At 69.6% G+C, this 19424-nt stretch carries 15 protein-coding genes and 2 pseudogenes; 8 read left to right on the top strand and 9 right to left on the bottom strand.

What is annotated here, in order from left to right:
* Positions 1-521, top strand: a pseudogene (locus GC106_RS29815) (NF041680 family putative transposase); the annotation flags it as partial.
* An 18-nt stretch (positions 522-539) separates the two neighbouring features.
* Here the strand turns inward: GC106_RS29815 and GC106_RS48155 are convergent.
* The 4 genes and pseudogenes from GC106_RS48155 to GC106_RS29835 form a co-directional block, all read right to left on the bottom strand.
* A pseudogene (locus GC106_RS48155) lies at positions 540-706 on the bottom strand (DUF4395 family protein); the annotation flags it as partial.
* 188 nt (positions 707-894) lie between these two features.
* The gene (galE, locus tag GC106_RS29825) at positions 895-1848 is read right to left on the bottom strand and encodes a UDP-glucose 4-epimerase GalE (protein ID WP_173137529.1); all 954 of its coding nucleotides are present in this window, start codon (positions 1846-1848) and stop codon (positions 895-897) included.
* Between the two features lie 26 nt (positions 1849-1874).
* The gene (gene galK / locus GC106_RS29830) at positions 1875-3032 is read right to left on the bottom strand and encodes a galactokinase (protein ID WP_173137531.1); all 1158 of its coding nucleotides are present in this window, start codon (positions 3030-3032) and stop codon (positions 1875-1877) included.
* Positions 3029-3724 carry an iron-dependent transcriptional repressor DtxR gene (locus GC106_RS29835; protein ID WP_173137533.1) on the bottom strand — a complete coding sequence of 232 codons (696 nt, stop codon included), beginning with the start codon at positions 3722-3724 and terminating at the stop codon, positions 3029-3031. The genes galK and GC106_RS29835 overlap by 4 nt, the downstream gene beginning before the upstream one ends.
* Positions 3725-3825: 101 nt before the next feature.
* Here GC106_RS29835 and GC106_RS29840 point away from each other — a divergent pair, with 101 nt between their 5' ends.
* A complete protein-coding gene (locus GC106_RS29840) occupies positions 3826-4665 on the top strand; it encodes a sulfurtransferase (protein ID WP_173137535.1) in 840 nt (279 codons plus the stop codon).
* Between the two features lie 14 nt (positions 4666-4679).
* On the opposite strand, the gene GC106_RS29845 is transcribed toward GC106_RS29840, so the two are convergent.
* Positions 4680-5300, bottom strand: coding sequence for a hypothetical protein (locus tag GC106_RS29845; protein WP_173137537.1), 621 nt, complete (start codon positions 5298-5300; stop codon positions 4680-4682).
* 23 nt (positions 5301-5323) lie between these two features.
* Here GC106_RS29845 and GC106_RS29850 point away from each other — a divergent pair, with 23 nt between their 5' ends.
* The 6 genes from GC106_RS29850 to GC106_RS29875 all read left to right on the top strand — a co-directional run bounded on the left by GC106_RS29850 (position 5324) and on the right by GC106_RS29875 (position 15271).
* The gene (locus GC106_RS29850) at positions 5324-6499 is read left to right on the top strand and encodes an acetoin utilization protein AcuC (protein ID WP_173137539.1); all 1176 of its coding nucleotides are present in this window, start codon (positions 5324-5326) and stop codon (positions 6497-6499) included.
* Positions 6441-9182 (top strand): bifunctional acetate--CoA ligase family protein/GNAT family N-acetyltransferase, encoded by a 2742-nt coding sequence (locus GC106_RS29855; protein ID WP_173137541.1) that lies wholly within the window; start codon positions 6441-6443, stop codon positions 9180-9182. The genes GC106_RS29850 and GC106_RS29855 overlap by 59 nt, the downstream gene beginning before the upstream one ends.
* A 625-nt stretch (positions 9183-9807) precedes the next feature.
* The gene (locus GC106_RS29860; protein ID WP_173137544.1) at positions 9808-11049 is read left to right on the top strand and encodes a bifunctional glycosyltransferase family 2/GtrA family protein; all 1242 of its coding nucleotides are present in this window, start codon (positions 9808-9810) and stop codon (positions 11047-11049) included.
* Entirely contained in the window at positions 11046-13058 is a 2013-nt protein-coding gene (locus GC106_RS29865; protein ID WP_173137546.1) for a glycosyltransferase family 39 protein, read from the top strand. The genes GC106_RS29860 and GC106_RS29865 overlap by 4 nt, the downstream gene beginning before the upstream one ends.
* 66 nt (positions 13059-13124) lie before the next feature.
* The gene (locus GC106_RS29870; RefSeq protein ID WP_173137548.1) at positions 13125-13841 is read left to right on the top strand and encodes a response regulator transcription factor; all 717 of its coding nucleotides are present in this window, start codon (positions 13125-13127) and stop codon (positions 13839-13841) included.
* A gap of 26 nt (positions 13842-13867) precedes the next feature.
* Entirely contained in the window at positions 13868-15271 is a 1404-nt protein-coding gene (locus GC106_RS29875) for a sensor histidine kinase (protein WP_246366964.1), read from the top strand.
* 7 nt (positions 15272-15278) lie between these two features.
* Here the strand turns inward: GC106_RS29875 and GC106_RS29880 are convergent, their stop codons facing one another.
* The 4 genes from GC106_RS29880 to GC106_RS29895 are packed head-to-tail and all read right to left on the bottom strand — an operon-like array spanning position 15279 to position 19294.
* Positions 15279-16103 carry a hypothetical protein gene (locus tag GC106_RS29880; RefSeq protein WP_173137552.1) on the bottom strand — a complete coding sequence of 275 codons (825 nt, stop codon included), beginning with the start codon at positions 16101-16103 and terminating at the stop codon, positions 15279-15281.
* Positions 16104-16122: 19 nt separating this feature from the next.
* Entirely contained in the window at positions 16123-17631 is a 1509-nt protein-coding gene (locus GC106_RS29885) for an aldehyde dehydrogenase (NADP(+)) (protein ID WP_173137554.1), read from the bottom strand.
* Positions 17628-18452: an NAD-dependent epimerase/dehydratase family protein gene (locus GC106_RS29890; RefSeq protein WP_173137556.1), complete on the bottom strand. Its 825-nt coding sequence runs from the start codon at positions 18450-18452 to the stop codon at positions 17628-17630. Before GC106_RS29890 ends, GC106_RS29885 begins: the two co-directional genes overlap by 4 nt.
* A gap of 41 nt (positions 18453-18493) precedes the next feature.
* Positions 18494-19294 (bottom strand): IclR family transcriptional regulator, encoded by an 801-nt coding sequence (locus GC106_RS29895; protein ID WP_173137558.1) that lies wholly within the window; start codon positions 19292-19294, stop codon positions 18494-18496.
* Positions 19295-19424: the final 130 nt, after the last annotated feature.

Below are 19424 nucleotides of genomic sequence, written 5' to 3' on the forward strand. Positions count from 1 at the left end.
TACCGTCCGGGGCGATCCCCAAACCCGTGTGGCTGTGGCATTCCCGCACCGGGCTGGACCCAGCGATGGTCGACCTGCTCTGGCAGGCGTTCCTGCGCCGGTTCGACATCGAGCACACCTTCCGGATGCTCAAACAGACCCTCGGCTGGACCACCCCGAAACTCCGCACACCCGAGCAGGGCGACCGATGGACCTGGCTGCTGATCGCCGCCTACACCCAACTACGGCTGGCCCGCGGCCTCGCGGCCGACCTGCGCCGCCCCTGGGAGAAACCCGTCACAGCCCAACGACTGTCCCCGGCCCGGGTTCGGAGAGGGTTTCGAAACCTGCGCCCGCACCTGGCCTGTCCGGCCGGTGTCCCGAAACCCTCACGACCCGGTCCCGGCCGCCCCGCCGGGATACCCAACCACCAGCCCGCGCCACGCCACGACGTCCACACCATCACCAGCACAGACAAACAGAAACCCAACCACAGCAAGAAAACCAAATCCACCAACCCACGACCCCGCCGAACAGGTTAAAACTCAAGCTAGTCGAAGCAGAAGCGTGGCGCCCGGCACGAACGTGGACGTGCTGACAGCGGCGAAGGGAACCCGACGCCCTGGGCGAACCGCAGGGGAGCCGCGTCCTCCCGCTCGCCGGTCGGCTGGAGCCGCGGCGCGGTGAAGTACTTGTCGATCAATGAAAGGGGTGCGTATGTCAACCCGGCGATCTGTCGCCCGGGCGAGCGATCATGGCCACGGCGCGTTCTGCGGGTCTGCAAGCACACCGGGGCCCGTTCGGGCGGCCCGGCGAGCGCCATCTCTCCCCCGAGGCGGTCGGCTGAGCCGCCCAGGCTCGCCGGACACTGAAAAGCACCCGCCACCGGGAGAGCGGGTGCTTCAGCGACCCAGGTCAGCGGGACTGGGTGAAGGTCCAGGCGTCGTTGACGATCGTGGCGATGTCGGCCCGCTCGGGCTTCCAGCCCAGCTCGGTGCGGGCCTTCTCGCTGGAGGCCACGAGCACCGCCGGGTCGCCCGCGCGGCGGGGCGCCACCTTGGCCGGGATCGGGTGGCCGGTGGCCTGCCGGCAGGCCTCGATCACCTGCAGGACCGAGAAACCGGTGCCGTTGCCCAGGTTGTAGATCGCGTGCTTGCCCTCGGTCGCGCTCTCGATCGCCAGCAGGTGCGCGTCGGCCAGGTCCGTGACGTGGATGTAGTCGCGGATGCAGGTGCCGTCCTCGGTCGGCCAGTCGTCGCCGTAGACCTGGATCTGCTCACGCTGCCCGGTCGCCACCTGCAGCACGAGCGGGATCAGGTGGGTCTCGGTGGTGTGGCGCTCGCCGTACCGGCCGTGGGCGCCCGCCACGTTGAAGTACCGCAGGCTGACCGCGGCCAGGCCGTGGGCCTCGGCGTACGAGGTGATCATGTGGTCGACGGCCAGCTTGGTGGCGCCGTAGGTGTTCGTCGGGCGGGTCGGGGCCGACTCGGGGATCGGGACCTCGTCCGGCTCGCCGTAGACCGCGGCGGTCGAGGAGAAGACCAGGCGCGGAGTGCCGTGCTCACGCATGGCGTCCAGCAGGCGCAGCGAGGTCACCAGGTTGCCGTGCCAGTACTTGGCCGGGTCCTGCATCGACTCGCCGACCAGGGACTTGGCCGCGAAGTGCAGCACGCCGTCGAAGCCCTCGCCCAGCACCGTGCCCGCCACGTCGGCGAAGTCGGCCTGGATCAGCCGGCAGCCCTCGGGCACCGCGTCGGCGTGCCCCGTCGACAGGTCGTCCACCACGACGACCTCATGGCCTGCCTCGACCAGGCGTGCGGAGCAGTTGCTTCCGACGTACCCAGCACCGCCCGTGACGAGCAGCTTCACTCGTTGTCCCCTTCCGAATCGATACTTCAGAGATCCTGGCCGGCGCCCGCCGAGGGCACGCCGGTGAACATCCGTGGCGCGGTGAACGACCGCTTGGCGAAGGCCTCGGTGACCGCGGCCTCGACCGCGGCCCGGGCGTCGCCGCGCACCAGCGCGATCGCCGACCCGCCGAAGCCGCCGCCGATCATCCTGGCACCCAGCGCTCCGGCGGCTTCAGCCGCCTCCGCCGCCACGTCGAGCTCGTCACACGAGACGCGGTAGTCGTCGCGCAGGCTGGCGTGCGAAGCGCTGAGCAACGGGCCGATCTCGGCGTACTTGTCCTGCCGGAGCAGGTCGACGGTCCGCAGCACCCGGTCGTTCTCGGTCACCACGTGCTTCACCAGCGGGCGCAGGTCCTCGGGCAGCTTGCCGAGCGCCTCGTCGAGGGTGTCCGGCGAGATGTCCCGCAGGGCCGGGATGCCCAGGATCTCGGCGGCCTGTTCGCAGCCTCGGCGGCGTGCGCCGTAGCCGGACTCGGTGTGCGAGTGGTTCGCACGGGTGTCGATCACGAGCACTTCCAGCCCGTGCCGTGAGGCGTCGAACGGGACCTGCTCGGCCTCACCGGACCGCACGTCGAGGAACAGCACATGCGCCTCGGTGCAGGTCAGCGACGCCGTCTGGTCCAGCAGACCCGTTGGGGCACCGACGAAGTCGTTCTCCACCTGCTGGATCCACTTGGCGATGTCACTGGTCGACTGCGGTGAGGACGCCAAACCCAGCAGTGCCAACGCCGTCGCGCACTCCAGCGAGTGCGAGGAGGACAGGCCGGCGCCCGCGGGCACGTCGCCCGCGATCACCAGATCGGCACCGGCGCTGATGCCCTGCTGGCGCAGCACCCAGGCCACGCCGTACGGGTACGCGGACCAGCCGGAGACCGTGCCGGGCGCCAGTTCCGAGATCCGGGCCGGTTCGGCGGACTCGGCGCGGCCTCGGTCGTGCAGCGTGGAGACCGTGATGGTGTCGTCGGTGCGGGGGGACGCCGCGACAGCGGTGCGGTACGGGATGGCGAACGGCAGCACAAAACCGTCGTTGTAGTCGGTGTGCTCACCGATGAGGTTCACGCGGCCAGGCGCGGACCACACACCGGCCGGGGACCGGCCGTGCAGTCGTTCGAACGCCTCGGCCGCCCGCGCGGCCTGGTTCACTCCGACCGCGCCAGGACCGCGTGCAGCACCGTCGGCGCCAGCTGGGCGGAGTTGCCCGCGCCGCTGACCTCGATGGTGTTGCCGTCACCCTTGGACGGGCCGACCTTCACGGTCTGCCCGGGCAGCACGCCGACCGCCTTCAGCTCGGACATCAGGTCCGGGTCCATCTGCACGTGCTCGGCGATCCGGCGGATCTCCACCTTGCCGCCGCCGCGGCGGGCCACCTCGTCCACCCGGACCAGGTCGGCCTCGACGGGCGGGGCGGGCTCGCCGTCGCCCAGCTTGTCCAGGCCGGGGATCGGGTTGCCGTACGGCGAAGTCGTCGGGTTGCCCAGCAGCCGGACCAGCTTGCGCTCGACGGCCTCGCTCATCACGTGCTCCCAGCGGCATGCCTCGCTGTGCACGTGCTCCCACTCGAGGCCGATCACGTCGACGAGCAGGCGCTCGGCCAGCCGGTGCTTGCGCATGACGGCGATGGCCAGCTCCCGGCCGTGGTCGGTCAACTCCAGGTGACGGTCGTCGGCGACCACGAGCAGTCCGTCGCGTTCCATCCGGCCGACCGTCTGGCTCACTGTCGGCCCGCTCTGCCCCAGCCGTTCCGCGATCCGCGCGCGGAGCGGCACCACACCTTCTTCTTCGAGTTCGTAGATGGTGCGCAGGTACATCTCTGTGGTGTCGATGAGCTCGTTCACGCCGCTACCCCTTCGTCGGCGTCCATGGTAGTCGCACCCCCCGACCGGCCCAGGTGCCCGTCACATGGCCGTGACCCGGTGCCGCGGGCCAGGATGGAGGGGTGCGCGCACTCGTCTCCACTTCGGAACTCGTTGATCTGCTGAACGATTCCCGGCCGCCGGTGCTGCTGGACGTCCGCTGGGCGCTGGGCGGCCCGCCCGGACGGGAGTCCTACATGGCCGGACACCTGCCGGGTGCGGTGTTCCTCGACCTGGACGCCGATCTGGCGGCGCCGCCGGGAGCGGGCGGCAGGCACCCGTTGCCCAGGCCGGAGGACCTGCGGGAAGTGCTTCGCGCGGCAGGCGTGCGCGGTGATTCCACGGTGGTGGTCTACGACGGTGGCAACGGCTCCGTCGCGGCCCGCGCCTGGTGGCTGCTGCGCTGGGCAGGTCACTCGAACGTGGCCGTCCTGGACGGCGGTTACGCGGCGTGGCAAGAAGAAGGCCGTCCGGTGACCACGGAAGTGCCGCGGCCGCAACGCGGGGACATCGACGTCAGGCCGGGCGGGATGCCCACGGTCGACGCGGACGGCGCCGCCGCGCTGGCCAAGGACGGCGTGCTGCTCGACGCTCGCGCTCCTGAGCGGTATCGCGGGGAGACCGAGCCGATCGACCCGCGCCCGGGGCACATCCCGGGAGCCGTGAACGCGCCGTTCACCGGGCACCTGGATCAGCACGGCCGCTGGCTGCCGCCCGCCGAACTGGCGGAGCGCTTCCGCTCGTTGGGAGTGCACCAGGGTGCCCAGGTCGGGGCCTACTGCGGTTCGGGCGTGACGGCGTCGTCCGTGGTGCTCGCGTTGGAGGTGGCGGGAGTGACCGATCATGAGAACCCGGCCCTGCTCTACCCGGGTTCGTGGTCGGAGTGGAGCTCGGATCCGGCGAGGCCCGCCGCGACCGGGTGATCCCGGCCGATCACTCAGCCGCCGGGAAGCTTGCCGAACACGTGCCTGGCGAGCTTCTCGACGGTGCCGCAGACCGGTTCGCTCGGCCCGGACAGCACCAGGCTGACCCACAGCACCCGGTACTTGACCGACTGGTCGTCGGTCAGCGCGACCCGCAGGTCGCACGTGGTGTCGACGGTGCTGAGCCGGTACGCGCTGTTGCCCTCGAAGGTGGTGGGTTCGGTGTTCTGGGCGTCGAGGGACTCGTTCAGCACGATCAACGCCACGCCCGCGGGCGTGCCGGAGCGGTCGAGGGTGTAGCCGCAGAAGCCTTTGTCCTCGGGTTCGGCGTGGGCGGTCGTGCCGGTCAGCCTGCCGATGTCCGCCGGTGTCACGAAACTGGCGCACGCCGGCGGGGTGGTGATCACCTTGCGGTTGGCGATCGTCAGCGGCGGGCCTGACGTGGTGGTCGTGGGGTAGGAGGTGCTGCTGGGGTACGACGGTTCCGTGGTCGGAAACGGACGTTCCCCGGTTGTTGTGACCGGCGTTGTGCCTGTCGTGGCGTCCAGCACCGCGACAGGCCTGCCGGACGTCGGCCGGGTGCAGGCGGCCGCCAGCATGACGAGTGCTGCACCGCACACGAACCGTCGGATCACCCGGATCAGACTAGTGTTGTCCCATGGGTACGCCAGCCGCCGTCGTGTGGGACCCCGCTCTGCTTGGCTACGACCTGGGTGGGGACCATCCGTTCAACCCCCTCCGGCTCGAACTGACCATCGCCCTGGCCACACAACTCGGTGTCCTGGACGGCGTCGAGCTCCTGCGCCCGGAACACGCGCCGGACTCGGAGATCGAACGTGTCCATGACGCGGAATACATCGCCGCGGTCAAACAGGCCCCGATGGTGGGCTGGGACGTCGGCCATGGCCTGGGCACGGCGGACAACCCGGTGTTCTCCGACATGCACGAGGCCACCTCGCTGGTGGTCGGCGCGTCGTTGCTGGCGGCCCAGAAGATCGCGTCCGGCGCGACGAACCGAGCCATCAACATCGCGGGCGGGTTGCACCACGCGATGCGCGACCGCGCGGCCGGGTTCTGCGTGTACAACGACTGTGCTGTCGCCATTTCGTGGCTGCTGGACAACGGTGCCGAGCGCGTCGCCTACGTCGATGTCGACGTCCATCACGGTGACGGCACCCAGGCGGCGTTCTACGACGACCCTCGCGTGCTGACGATTTCCTTGCACCAGAGCCCGATGACGCTCTTCCCCGGCACCGGGCGGGTGACGGAGCTCGGCGGCCCCAACGCGCAGGGCACCTCGGTCAACATCCCGTTGCCGCCGTTCACGCGCGACCCCGCGTGGCAGCGCGCGTTCCACGCCGTCGTTCCGTCGCTGCTCAAGGAGTTCCGCCCGGACGTGCTGGTCACTCAGTGCGGTGTGGACACTCACGAGGAGGACCCGCTCGCCGAGCTGTACCTCAGCGTGGACGGCCACCGCGAGACCTACCGCATGCTGCGGTCGTTGGCCGATCAGTACGCGGGCGGCAAGTGGCTGTCGATGGGCGGCGGTGGTTACCAGTTGCTGCGGGTGGTGCCCCGGTCCTGGACGCATCTGATGGCCACGGTGCTCGACCGTGACATCGACCCGTCGACCGCACTGCCATACCAGTGGGTGAACGACGTGCTGCGCCGCGCCCCGAACGCCACGCTGCCGCGCACGATGGGAGACGGCATGGACCCGGGCCACGAACCGTGGGACGGGTCCAACACCGAACCGGTCGACGCGGTCATCCGCGATGTCCGGCACGCGGTTTTCCCGTTGCACGGCCTGGACCCGGACGACCCCCGTGACTGAGGAACCCGGCTTCGACCCCTACGACTACCCGCGCCGCTGGGAAGCGGACGTGGTGCTGTCGGACGGCGGAACTGTCCACCTGAGACCCATCACGCCGGACGACGCCGACCGGATCGTCGCGTTCCACGGCCGGTTGTCCGAACGCACGAGGTACTTCCGCTACTTCGGTGCGTACCCGCGGATCCCACCGCGTGACCTGAAACGGTTCATCACGCTCGACCACCACGACCGGGTCGGGTTCGCCGCGATGCTCGGCGACGACATCATCGCGGTCGGCCGCTACGAACGGCTGCACGACCACGGCCGGCCCAGCGACCAGGCCGAGGTCGCGTTCGTGGTCGAGGACGGCCACCAGGGCCGTGGCATCGGCTCGATCCTGCTCGAACACCTCGCCGCGGCGGCGCAGGAAAGCGGGCTGAAGCAGTTCACCGCCGAGGTGCTCGGCGAGAACAGCCAGATGGTCCGGGTCTTCAGGGACGCCGGCTACCAGATCAGCCGTGCGCTCGAAGAAGGCGTGATCCACCTCGAGTTCGCCATCGACCCCACCGAGGAGTCCGTGGCGGTCGCGCGGTCCCGCGAGCAGGCGGCCGAGGCCCGCAGTGTCCACAATGTCCTGCACCCCAAGTCGGTCGCGGTGATCGGCGCGTCCACCGACCCGACGAAGGTCGGCTACGCGGTGCTGACGAACCTGCTCACGGCGGACTTCGCCGGACCGGTGTTCCCGGTGAACGCCGAACACCCGGCGGTGCGGGGCGTCCGGGCGTACCGCCGGGTCCTGGACATCCCCGACCCGGTCGACCTCGCCGTGGTGGCGGTGCCCGCGACGAGCATCAACGAGGTCATGGACGACTGCCTGGCCAAGGGCGTGAAGGCACTGGTCGTGGTCACGTCCGGGTTCAGTGAGATCGGCGACGAGGGCCGCGGCGCCGAGCAGAGACTCGCCGAGGAGGCCCGGGCGCACGGGATGCGCGTGGTGGGCCCGAACGCGCTCGGTGTGGTGAACATGGACCGGTCCGTCCGGCTGAACGCGAGCCTGGCGCCGAAACTGCCCGGCCTCGGCCGGACGGGGTTCTTCTGCCAGTCGGGTGCGCTGGGCACGGCGATCCTGGCCGACGCGGCGGCACGGGGCCTGGGGCTGTCGACGTTCGTCTCGGCGGGCAACCGTGCCGACGTCTCCGGTAACGACATGTTGCAGTACTGGATGACCGATCCGGCCACCGACTTCGTGCTGCTGTACCTGGAGTCGTTCGGTAACCCGAGGAAGTTCGCGCGGCTGGCGCGCCGGCTCGGCCGGACGAAGCCGATCGTCGCGGTGAAGTCCGGGCGCAACGCGGTGTCGCCCGCCCTCGCGGCCACGTCGGTCCAGGTCGACGAGCCGAGTGTGCAGGCGGTGTTCGAGCAGGCCGGCGTGATCAGGGTCGAGTCGCTGGCGCAGCTGTTCGACACGGCGCTGCTGCTCGCCCACCAGCCGTTGCCGGAGGGCAGCCGGGTCGCCGTGGTCGGCAACTCCACCGCGATCGGCGTGCTCGCCGCGGACACGGCGCTGGCGCAGGGCCTGGAGCTGGCCGGAACGCCGGTCGACGTCGGGCCGCAGGCGACCCCGGAGCAGTTCGCCGGTGCGGTCCGGGAAGCCCTGTTGCGCGAGGACGTGGACGCGTTGGTCGTGGTGTTCGTGCCGCCGTTGGCCGTGCCGGGCACCGCCTACGCCCGTGAGCTCAGGGAGGCCGTCGCCGGACTGGCCGAGGGACAGGGAAAGCCGATCGTCTCGACGTTCCTGGCGGCCGAGGGCGTGCCCGCCGAACTGGCCGTGCCAGGGCCGGACGGCTCGCCGGGGCGCGGCTCGATCCCGTCCTACCCGAGCCCGGAGCGGGCGGTGCTGGCGCTGGCCAGGGTGACGAGGTACGCCCGGTGGCGGTCGGCGCCCCGCGGCACGCTCGTCCGCCCGGACGGCATCAGGCCGGAGCCGGCGCGCGAACTGGTCCAGTCGGTGATGGACGACGGCACCGAGTGGCTGACCGACACCCAGGTGGTGCGGTTGCTGAGCTTCTACGGCATCGAAGTGACGCCGTTCCGGATCGTCCGCAGCGCGGACGAAGCGGCGGACGCGGCCGGGATGCTGGGTTTCCCGGTCGCGGCGAAGGCGTCGAACTCGTTGCTGAAGCACCGCTCCGACCTCGTCGGGGTCCGGCTGGACATCAGCGGCCCGGAAACGATGCGCGCGGCGTACACCGATCTGCGTCAGGTGTCCGGAGTGGACACGGTGTACGTGCAGCGGATGGTCGCCAAGGGCACGTCGTGCGTGATCGGCCTGCAGGACGACCCGTCGTTCGGCACGCTGGTCTCGTTCGGATTGTCCGGTGTGGTCAACGATCTGCTGGGCGACCGGGCGTACCGGTCGATCCCGATGACCGACGTGGACGCGGCCGGTCTGGTGCGTGCCCCCAAGGCCGCGCCACTGCTCGCCGGGTACGGCGGCAGCCCGATGGCGGACCTCGGCGCGCTGGAGGACCTCGTCCTGCGGGTCGCCGCGCTGGCTGAGGACGTGCCCGAAGTGCGCAGGCTGGAACTGGAACCCGTGGTGGCGTCGGAATCCGGGGCGAGCGTCGTGTACGCGAGAGTCGCGGTCGGACGGCCGCCGTCCCGGCACGACACCGGCCCGCGGCGGCTGCGAACCATGAACTAGGTCGTGTTTCGAATGTCCCGGTCGATGAGAGTCGGGATCGGGGCGGTTCCTGGCGTCGCCGCGGGATCGCCGCGAATACTGGTTGTCTTTGGGCGGTCCCGCGGTGGCGTCAGGGGCCGCATCCGGCCCGGCTATCGCGATCGGGCATTTGAAACACGGCCTAGACCACCCTGGGGTGGACGGCGATCGCAGGGTGTTCACCATGTGGGTGGGGGCTCGCTCCCGCCGCCAGACTGAACGAGCCCCCGTCTGTGGAGGGAACCGGCCGTGCGCCGATTCCCAGCCCGGCGCCCAGGCCGGTCCTCGTGACGTGTGGTGCGGCAAATGCCCTGAATCCCGTGACCAGTGCCAAAACGGCGCTGATCACGAGCACGGCCCGCACGCGTGGCTCGCCGAAGGCAGGAACTCCCGCGATGACGACCATCGCTGGGGCGACACGCTCGCTGGTGCGCATCTGGCTCCTCCTCGTCGAGGACCGTGGCGGCAGGGTGAATGAAAGTTAAGGCACCAAACCAGGTCTGGTCAAGGATGTGATTTGGGTTCATATATGTGAACCCGACGGCTCTCAGCTTCCTTTGAGCTCACGTACAGGGCGCTCGCGGTTACGCCCGGCATACCTGTAGTCATGACTGGCACCCAAGCCTCGGCCAGGCCACCAGAGCTCCACCGGACGGTGCGAACCGTGACGGTCGACGTGGTCGTCCCGGTCCACAACGAGGAACGAGCGCTGCGCGGCTGTGTCGACGTCCTGAAGGCCTATCTGGGCGAACGGTTCCCGTTCGAGTGGACCATCACCATCGTCGACAACGCCAGCACCGACGGGACTCTGTCGATCGCGGGCGATCTCGCGGAAACCGACGACCGGGTCCGCGTGCTGCACCTGGACGAGAAAGGCCGCGGGCGGGCGTTACGCACCGCGTGGCGATGGAGTGACGCCGATGTGGTCGCCTACATGGACGTCGACCTGTCCACAGGGCTGGATGCCTTGCTGCCGTTGGTCGCCCCGTTGGTCAACGGTCACTCCGACATCTCGATCGGCTCCCGCCTGGCGCCGGGCGCGCGGACCGTGCGCGGGCCCAAACGGGAGCTGATCTCCCGCTGCTACAACGCACTCATCCGGCTCAGCCACGGCGCGAGGTTCTCCGACGCCCAATGTGGATTCAAGGCCGCGCGCACCGATGTCATCCGGCCGTTGCTCGACCACGTCAAGGACGACAACTGGTTCTTCGACACCGAGCTGCTGCTTCTGGCCGAGCACAACGGGTTGCGCGTGCACGAGGTCCCGGTCGACTGGGTGGAGGACGTCGACACCCGGGTCAAGATCGGTTCGACGGCGTGGGAGGACATCCGCGGCCTGGTTCGCGTCGCCCGCGCCAAGGCGGGCGGAACCGCCCGCGTGGCCGGCCTGCCGCGGCGGCCGGAACCCAGCCCGGCCCATCCGGACGCCGTGGTGTCCAGAAGGGACACCGGCCTGGTCTGGCAGCTGTTGTCGTTCGGCACGATCGGCGCGGTGTCCACAGCGGTCACGCTCCTGCTGTACGCGATGTTCCGGTCGGTGATGGATCCGTTGGCCGCCAACCTGCTGGCGCTGATCGTCACCACGATGGTCAACACCGAGGCCAACCGGAGGTTCACGTTCCTCGGTGGCCGCGGCTCGTCCGGCCGGGTGCACTTCCAAGGCCTGATCATCTTCGGGCTGTACTACGCCTTCACGTCGACCGCCTTGCTGGCCTTGCATTCCGTGGTGGCCGAGCCCAGCCGCACGCTGGAGCTCACCGTGCTGCTCGGCGCGTCATTGCTGGGCACGGCCGGCCGTTTCCTGCTGTTGCGTGGATGGGTTTTCAAACAGGGAAAGGGAAAGATATGACCGCCGCGACCGTGGGGCACGCGGAGAACATCGAGGTGCCCGGTCCGGAGCGAAAGACCCGGCGCCGGCACCGTTACGCCCTCGCGGCCATCCTGGTGGCCGGTGGAGCCCTCTACGCGTCGGTGTTGTTCACGGGCAACTGGGGCAACACGTACTACACCGCCGCGATCAAGTCGATGTCGTCGAGCTTCACCAACTTCCTGTTCGGCTCGTTCGACCCGGCCGGTGTGGTGACCGTGGACAAACCGCCGTTGGCGTTGTGGCCGCAGGTGGTGTCCGTCTGGATTTTCGGGTACCACAATTGGTCCGTGCTGCTGCCGCAGGTGATCGAAGGCATCGCGGCGATCTTCCTGCTGCACCGGACAGTCCGGATGTGGGCGGGGGAGAACGCGGCCCTGATCGCCGCGTTGGTCCTCGCGGTCACGCCGATCACGGTGGTCACCAACCGGACCAACAACACCGACACCATGCTCGTGCTGACGCTCGTGGCCGCGGCCTACGCCTTCACCCGCGCGATGAAGACCGTGGAACCCCGAAGCCGGACGAAGTGGTTGTGGTTCGCGGCCTTCCTGATCGGGTGCGGGTTCCTGGCCAAGATGCTGGCCGCGTGGATCGTGGTCCCGGCCTTCGTCGCCGCGTATCTGGCGGGCAGCAAGGCGAACTGGCGGCGCAAGCTGTTCGACGTCGCCGGCGCGGCTGTGGTGCTGCTGGCCAGTTCACTGTGGTGGGTGGCCGTCGTGGACTTGTGGCCGGGCGAGAAGCCGTACATCGGCGGCAGTTCGGACGGCACAGCACTGGACCTGGTGCTCGGCTACAACGGACTCGGCCGTGTCTTCGGCGGGGGAGGGCCCGGCGGTGGGGTGCGCACTATGGGCACCCCACCGCCCGGGGGCGGCGATGGCGGCGACGGCGGAATGGTGGCCGGTGGTCCCGGTGGTGCGGCGGCGTTCGGCGGGGAGTCCGGTCCCGGCCGGATGTTCGGTGAAGCGGTGGGCGGGCAGATCAGCTGGCTGCTGCCGTTGGCCCTGATCGCGCTTGTCGTCGCCGCCGTTCTGGGCTTCCGGCGGTTCCGCCGGTTCGCCCCGGCCGACACGGCCGGGCGTGCGGGCTGGGTGCTGTGGGGCGGCTGGCTGGTCGTCAACGCACTGGTCTTCAGCCTCCAGGAAGGCATCTTCCACCCGTACTACACGACCGTGATGGCGCCCGCGATCGGTGCCCTGATAGGCGCGGGCGCGGTGTGGGCGGTGCGGATGTACCGGGAGCCAAAGAGAATCGGCTGGCTCGTGCTGCCCGCGAGCATCGCTGTCACAGCCGCGTGGGCATGGGTGCTCACCTCGCGGGACACCGCGTGGCACGGCTGGCTGCGGTGGGCAGTCCTCGGTGTCGCCGTGGCCGCGATCCTGGTTCTTGTGCTGCGTAAGGCACAACGAGTGGCCATTGTGCTCGGTCTGGTCGCGGTGTTGCTCGCACCGGGTGTGTGGTCCGGCGTCGGCGCGTTCGCGTCCGCGGGCAACGCCGGGATTCCGATGGCAGGGCCGGCGGCGTCGCAGGGCGGTGACGGATTCGTGCTCCGGCTGCCGCCTGGCGTGACGACACCGCCCGCGAACATGGTGCCGCCGCAGGGGCCGATGGGCGGCCGGCCGAACGGCACACTCAACGCGGACCAGCGCAAGATCCTGGACTACGCCAAGGCACACTCGGCAGGTGCCGAGATCACCATGGCGGTCGAGGGCGGCGCGCAGGCCGCGTCGCCGTACATCATCGCGACCGGCGAGACGGTGGTCGGCATCGGCGGCTTCAGCGGCCGTGACCCGGCACCGACCATGGACCAACTGTCCACATGGGTGCGTGAGGGCAAGCTGAGGTTCATTCTCTCCGGCGGCCGGGGCGGTCCAGGCGGCGGGCCCCGGATGATGGGCGAGTCGGCCGAGCGTACGGAGTGGATCCAGCAGCATTGCGAGTCCGTGCTCACCGCGGGCAACCAGCAGCTCTACGAGTGCACTGCTTAACAACTCGGCGGATGACTCACAGAGTGTTCCCAGGTTGTTCCCAGGTTCGTCGTTGACGCTGGTCAGGTGGACTCCCAGCAGGCGACCGTACTCGTGGTCGACGACGAACCGAACATCCTGGAGCTGCTGTCGGCCGCGCTTCGGCTCAGCGGGTTCGTCGTGCACGCGGCGGACTGCGGAGCCGAGGCGATGGCCGCGGCCCGGCGGGTACGGCCGGACATCGTCGTGCTGGACGTGATGCTGCCGGACACCGACGGCTTCGCTCTCGCCCGCAGCCTGCGCACGGCACAGGAGCGTCTGCCGGTGCTCTTCCTGACCGCACGCGACGCGGTGGAGGACCGGATCGCCGGGCTGACCGCGGGCGGCGACGACTACGTGACCAAGCCGTTCAGCCTGGAGGAAGTGGTCCTGCGGCTGCGGGCGATCCTGCGCCGCACCAACGGAGGCACCGAGATGCCACGCGACGACGGCACGTTCCGCTACGCCGACCTCGTGCTGGACGAGGACGCCCACGAGGTCTACCGCGGCGGGAAGCTCGTGCAGCTCTCGCCAACCGAGTTCAACCTGCTGCGCTACCTGATGGTCAACGCGGAACGGGTGGTCAGCAAGCCGCAGATCCTCGACCGGGTGTGGAACTACGACTTCGGCGGCGACGGCCGGATCGTCGAGTCCTACATCAGCTACCTGCGCCGTAAGATCGACTCGGTGACGCCGCCGTTGATCCACACGATCCGGGGCGTCGGCTATTCGCTGCGGCTGCCGCGGGACGAGCGGGGCGGCTGATGTTCGCCCGGCCATGGACACTGCGGATGCGGCTGGTCGTGGCGCTGTTGTCGCTGACGACGGTCGCCCTCGCCGTGATCGGTGTGTCCAGTGTGGTGCTGATCAGGGAGTCGATGATCGCCAGGATGGACGATCAGCTCAGGGAACTGGCCATGCGTCGGCCACCACCACCGGTGCTCAACACTCCCCGGCGCAACTCCGACGGCCTGCCGACCGAGTTCACCATCCTGCGGTTCAGCCCGCAGGGCGCGGTGGTGTCCGGCGACCCGGATGCGGGCCCGGACCTGCCCACGCTCGACGCGCGGGCCGTCGCGGCGATCAACAACCGGCCGTTCATCGCCGAGGACAAGCACGGCGGCTCGCCGTGGCGTGTCCTGGTCAGCCAGCGGCAGACCCAGGACGGGCAGGTCACGATCCTGGTCGCGCAGTCGCTGGAGACGACCGAGGCGACCGTGACCCGGCTGATCTGGATCGAGGTGGCGGTCGGCGTGGCGCTGCTGGTCGCCATCGGAGGCATCGGGTTCCTGCTGGTACGCCTGGGTCTGCGGCCGCTCACCAGGATCGAGGGCACGGCGGGGCACATCGCGGGCGGTGACCTGGACCGGCGACTGGAGTCCGACTCCCGCACCGAGGTCGGCAGGCTCGGGGGCGCGCTGAACACCATGGTCGGGCGGCTTTCCGCGGCGCTGCGCCAGCGTGAGCAGTCCGAGACCCGTCTGCGGCGGTTCGTCGCGGACGCCTCACACGAGCTACGGACTCCGCTGACCTCGATCCGTGGATTCGCCGAACTGCACCGCCGTGGGGGAGCGCCGGAACGGGCCGATGTGGACCGTCTGATGAGCCGCATCGAGGGCGAGGCGATCCGGATGGGCCTGCTGGTCGAGGACCTGTTGCTGCTGGCCAGACTGGACCAGGAACGAGCGCTGGACCTGACCGAGCTGGACATCCGGACGCTGGTCGAGGACGCCGTGCACGACGCCCGCGCGCGTGACCCGGAACGACAGCTGGAGGTGGAATGTGCCCGCAAGCCGATCCGCGTCACGGCTGACGAACACCGGATGCGCCAGGTGATCACGAACCTGATCAGCAACGCGATGACGCACACCCCGCAGGAAAGCCCGATCCGCGTCCGGGTGGGCCTGCCCGCGAACCGCAAGCAACCACCCGTCGCCGTGGCGGGCACGCCGGAGTCCCGGGCCCGCGTGGTGCTGGAGGTGATCGACGAAGGCCCTGGCATCCCCCTGGAGGCCGCGCCGTACATCTTCGACAGGTTCTACCGCGTGGACGAGGCGCGGTCCCGCAAACGCGGCGGAACCGGCCTCGGCCTGGCCATCACAGCGGCGATCCTCGAAGCACACGGCGGCAGAGTCGAACTGCGCACCGCTCCAGGACAGGGCGCGCGGTTCACCATCCTGATGCCGCTGCCCTGAGTTGTCTTCAGGCGGTGAACCGGGCGGCGGCGATGGGTCGTTGGGCGACCGGGTACGCGCCGCTGGACGACGTGTTCACGCTCCACCGGTACCGGGTGAACACGCCGGTGCTGCTGGACACGTAGAACATCATGTGCCCGAATCCGACGCCCTCACGGTCGTTCACGCCGTCGATGAGCCGGATGTCGGGGTAGGCGTGGTAGTTGCCGACGCCCAGGACACCGTGCGGATCGGACGTGCAGTCGACGACCTCGACGGCGTACTGGGTCTCGCCGGGGAAGTTCAGCGAGGAACTGGGTGCCACGTAGGTGCCCTTAATCCGGCGCACCATCACGATGTGCCCGGTTTGTGTCGGCTGTCCGTTGTTGTAGTCGATCGCGATGAAGTCCCCGGCACGCAGGTCCGCCAGCTTCGTGATGCGCTGCCAGTGCGGTATCACCGGGCCCGCGAACGTTTGCCGGTACTGCCGGGCGTTCGGGCTGCGTGAGCCGAAGTGGGTCTCGAAGTAGTCGTCCGTCGCGATGGCGGGATAGGTCCGCCGTAGCAACCCGGTCAGGAACGACGCGCACTGCGACTGGTTGAACCATGTCGCGGGCTGGCCGGGCGTGCCCCACGTCAGGATGTTCGGGGTGCCGTCATCCTTGTAGTTGTTGTTCGCCCGAGGACAGGACGGCAGGTTCAGGTACTGCGCGAACGTTTCCGCCTCGATGACGTGCGGAACGGTCGGCAGGTAGGGATCCGCGGGCAGCTCGGCCGCTGAAGCCGGGACGCTGCTCGACGCGGCGAACACCGCGCCCGCGCCGAGCAGGGCCCGTCTGGACAAGGACGTCATAGCCCCCATCGAACCAAAATCAGTGCTTGCCGAGCACCCCGTCGCGGCGCCGGGTGATGCCCAGCGGGTTGGCGTCCTGCAGCTCCGGCGGGAGCAGCTCGTCCGGCCAGGTCTGGTACGTCACCGGCGCGAGCCAGCGGTAGATGCCTGGCACCCCGATGGACGTGTGGATCGCGTTCGTGGTCGCCGGCCACGGACCACCGTGCTGCATGGCCCAGGCCAGCGCGATGCCGGTCGGCCAGCCGTTGTAGATCAGCCGTCCGGCGATCTTGCGCAGCTCGGCCGCGACCGCGGTGGCCTCCTTGTGCTCCGACGGCGACGCGTGCACGGTGCCCGTCAGCGTGCCGGGCAGCTTGGCCAGCACCGGAAGCAGATCGTTCACGTCCGTGTACGTCACCACGATGCCCGAAGGACCGAAGTTCTCCTCGGTCAGCTTCTCCAGGTTCGCCGTGAACGTCTCCAGCGGCACGGAGAACAGCGCGGGCTTGCCTGCCCACGCCTCGTCGGGCGCGCTGCCGGTGGCCACCAGGGAAACCAGGTCGTTGGTGGACAACGCCTCCACGTGCGAGCGGTACGAGTCGCACATGCGCTCGTTGAGCATCGCGCCACCGTTGGACTCGGTGACGGCCTTGCCCAGTTCGTCCACAATCGACGATGGGGCGAACACCAGGCCCGGGTTGGTGCAGAACTGGCCGACGCCCATGGTGACCGACTGGGCGAAGCCCGCGGCGATCTCGGCCGGGCGCTCCGCGGCCGCCCGCGGCAGGATCACGGTCGGGTTGACGCTGCCCAGTTCGCCGTAGAACGGGATCGGGTCCGGCCGCGAGTTCGCCAGGTCGTACAGTGCCCGGCCGCCGCCGATCGAGCCGGTGAACCCGGCCGCCTTGACCAGCGGGTGCCGCACCAGCCGGACACCGGACTGGGTGCCGTGGATGACCGAGAACAGGCCCTCCGGCGCGCCGCCCTCGGTCAGTGCCTCGGTGACGATCCGGCCGGTCTCGCGGGTGGTGTTCGGGTGTGCCGAGTGGCCCTTGACCACGACAGCGCAGCCCGCGGCCAGCGCCGAGGCGGTGTCGGAGCCCACTGTGGACAGTGCGAACGGGAAGTTGCTCGCCGAGAACACCGCGATCACGCCGATCGGCCGCAGCACCCGGCGCACGTCCGGCCGCGGCGGGATGATGTCCATGTTCGGCGAGTCGATCATCGCGTCGACGTAGCTGCCCTCGCGCAGCACGTCGGCGAACATCCGTAGCTGGTTGGTGGTGCGCTTCAGCTCCGTGGTCAGCCGGGGCACGCCGAGCGCGGTCTCCGTGTCGGCCACGGTGATCAGCGTCTCGGACGACTCGTCGAGCCGGTCGGCCACCAGGCCGAGCACCCTGGCCCGGTCCTCGGCGCTCCAGCCCGACCAGGTCTCGTACGCCGAGTGCGCGGCCTCGCAGAGCCGGTCCACCTCGGTGTCCGAAGTGGCCTCGAGCGGGTCGCCGTACGGCTCGCCCGTCCTCGGGTTGTAGCCCTGCACAGTCGTCACCGTCCTGCCTCCTTCACTGCGGTGTTGAAATCAGGGCCGCACCAGGCGCCGCCCAGGTAACGCGCGGCGTACGAACCGGGGTCGAGCTCACCGTGCCGCGCGAGCACCTCGGCGGCGAATTCCTCGGAGTCGTCCTTCGACTCGTAGCCGAGCTTGCGGGCCTCGTCCAGGGAGAACCAGCGGCGCGTGTTGTCCGAGACGCCCCAGACGATCCGGAAACCAGGCTTCGGCGTGGCCAGGCACGCCTCGAACAGCCGGGCGCCGTCGTCGGGGGACAGCCACGTGGACAGCATCCGCACGTCCTTGGGCTTGGCGAAGCACGAACCGATCCGGACACAGATGACGTCCATGCCGTAGCGGTCGGCGTACATGCTGCCCAACGCTTCCATGGCGGCCTTGCTGACGCCGTAGTTGGTGTCCGGCCGCGGGAACGCGTAGTCCGCCGCTTCGCCGTCGGCCTCCTTGATGTAGCCGACCGCGTGGTTGGAACTGGCCAGCACGACGCGCTTGACGCCCTGCCTGCGCGCCGCCTCCAGCACGACGTAGGTGCCGTTGATGTTGACGTCGAGGATCTTGGACCACACCTGTTCCAGGCTGTGCCCGCCGAGGTGGATCACCGCGTCGACGCCCTCGCAGGCCCGCTCCATCGCGTCCATGTCGGTGATGGACGCCTGGATGGTCTCCACCCGCTCGCCGTCGGCCGCGGCGGGCAGCTCCGCGATGTCCAGCAGCCGCAGTATCCGATCGTCGGCGGCCAGCCGCGGGCGCATCAGCGTCCCGACCCCACCTGCCGCCCCGGTGATCAGGATGCGTTGGGTCACGTTGTTCTCGTCCCTTTCGTCTGGCGCATGCGGCGGCGGGGTCAGCGGCCGAACTGGCGGAGCAGCTCGGTGATCGTCTTCGCGCCTTCCAGCAACGCGGTCACCACTTGGTTCTCGTGATCGGTGTCCAGCCTGCCCAACGGCACCGAGCAGCTGATCGCGTCGATCACCGGGTTGCGGTAGGGCAGCGCGACGGCGAAACAGCCGAGACCCGGCGTGTTCTCCTCGCGTTCGTGCGCGTAGCCGGCCACCCGGAACTTGGCCAGCTGCTCGTGCAGTGCGGCCCGGTCGACCACGGTGTTCGGCGTCAACGAGGTCAGTTTCTCCGGCAGGATGGAGTCGACTTCCGCCGCCGGGCGTTCGGCCAGCAGCGCCTTGCCGAGCGAGGTGGAGTGCGCGGGCAGCCTGCGGCCCACGCGGGAGACCACGCGCAGGTGGTGCTCCGACTCCCGGCTGGCCAGGTAGACCACGTCGGCGCCGTCCAGCCGAGCCAGGTGGACCGTTTCGTTGACCTCGCGGCGCACGTGCTCCATCACCCGGATGGCCACCTGCACGACCGGGTCGTGGTCCAAATAGGACGTACCGACGAGCAGTGCCCGCACGCCGATGCCGTAGGTGCCGCTGGCGGGTTCCATCTCCACCCAGCCGCGCGCCACCAGTGTCTGCAACAGCATGTACAGGCTGGACTTCGGATAGCTCAGCTCGTGATGCAGCTCGGTCAGCGTCAGCCTGCGCTCCGAGGACGCGAGCGCCTCGAGCAGCTCCACCGTCCGGTCGGCCGACTTCACGGCGGCCGGGCGGGTGGGCTGACCGGCTGGTTCACGGGCTTGTTCGACCGCCACGCGGGTCCTCCTTCGGCAACAACCCCGTCACACGTCCTTGACAGTAGTCGCGCTCGATTCTTACAGTCCCGGACGCGGGTTCACAAGTACGACCGGACTTCGCATATGTGAAAAGTGCCCCTCGGTAGGT

Source organism: Kibdelosporangium persicum (assembly GCF_013280595.1).
Classification (GTDB): Bacteria; Actinomycetota; Actinomycetes; order Mycobacteriales; family Pseudonocardiaceae; genus Kibdelosporangium; species Kibdelosporangium persicum.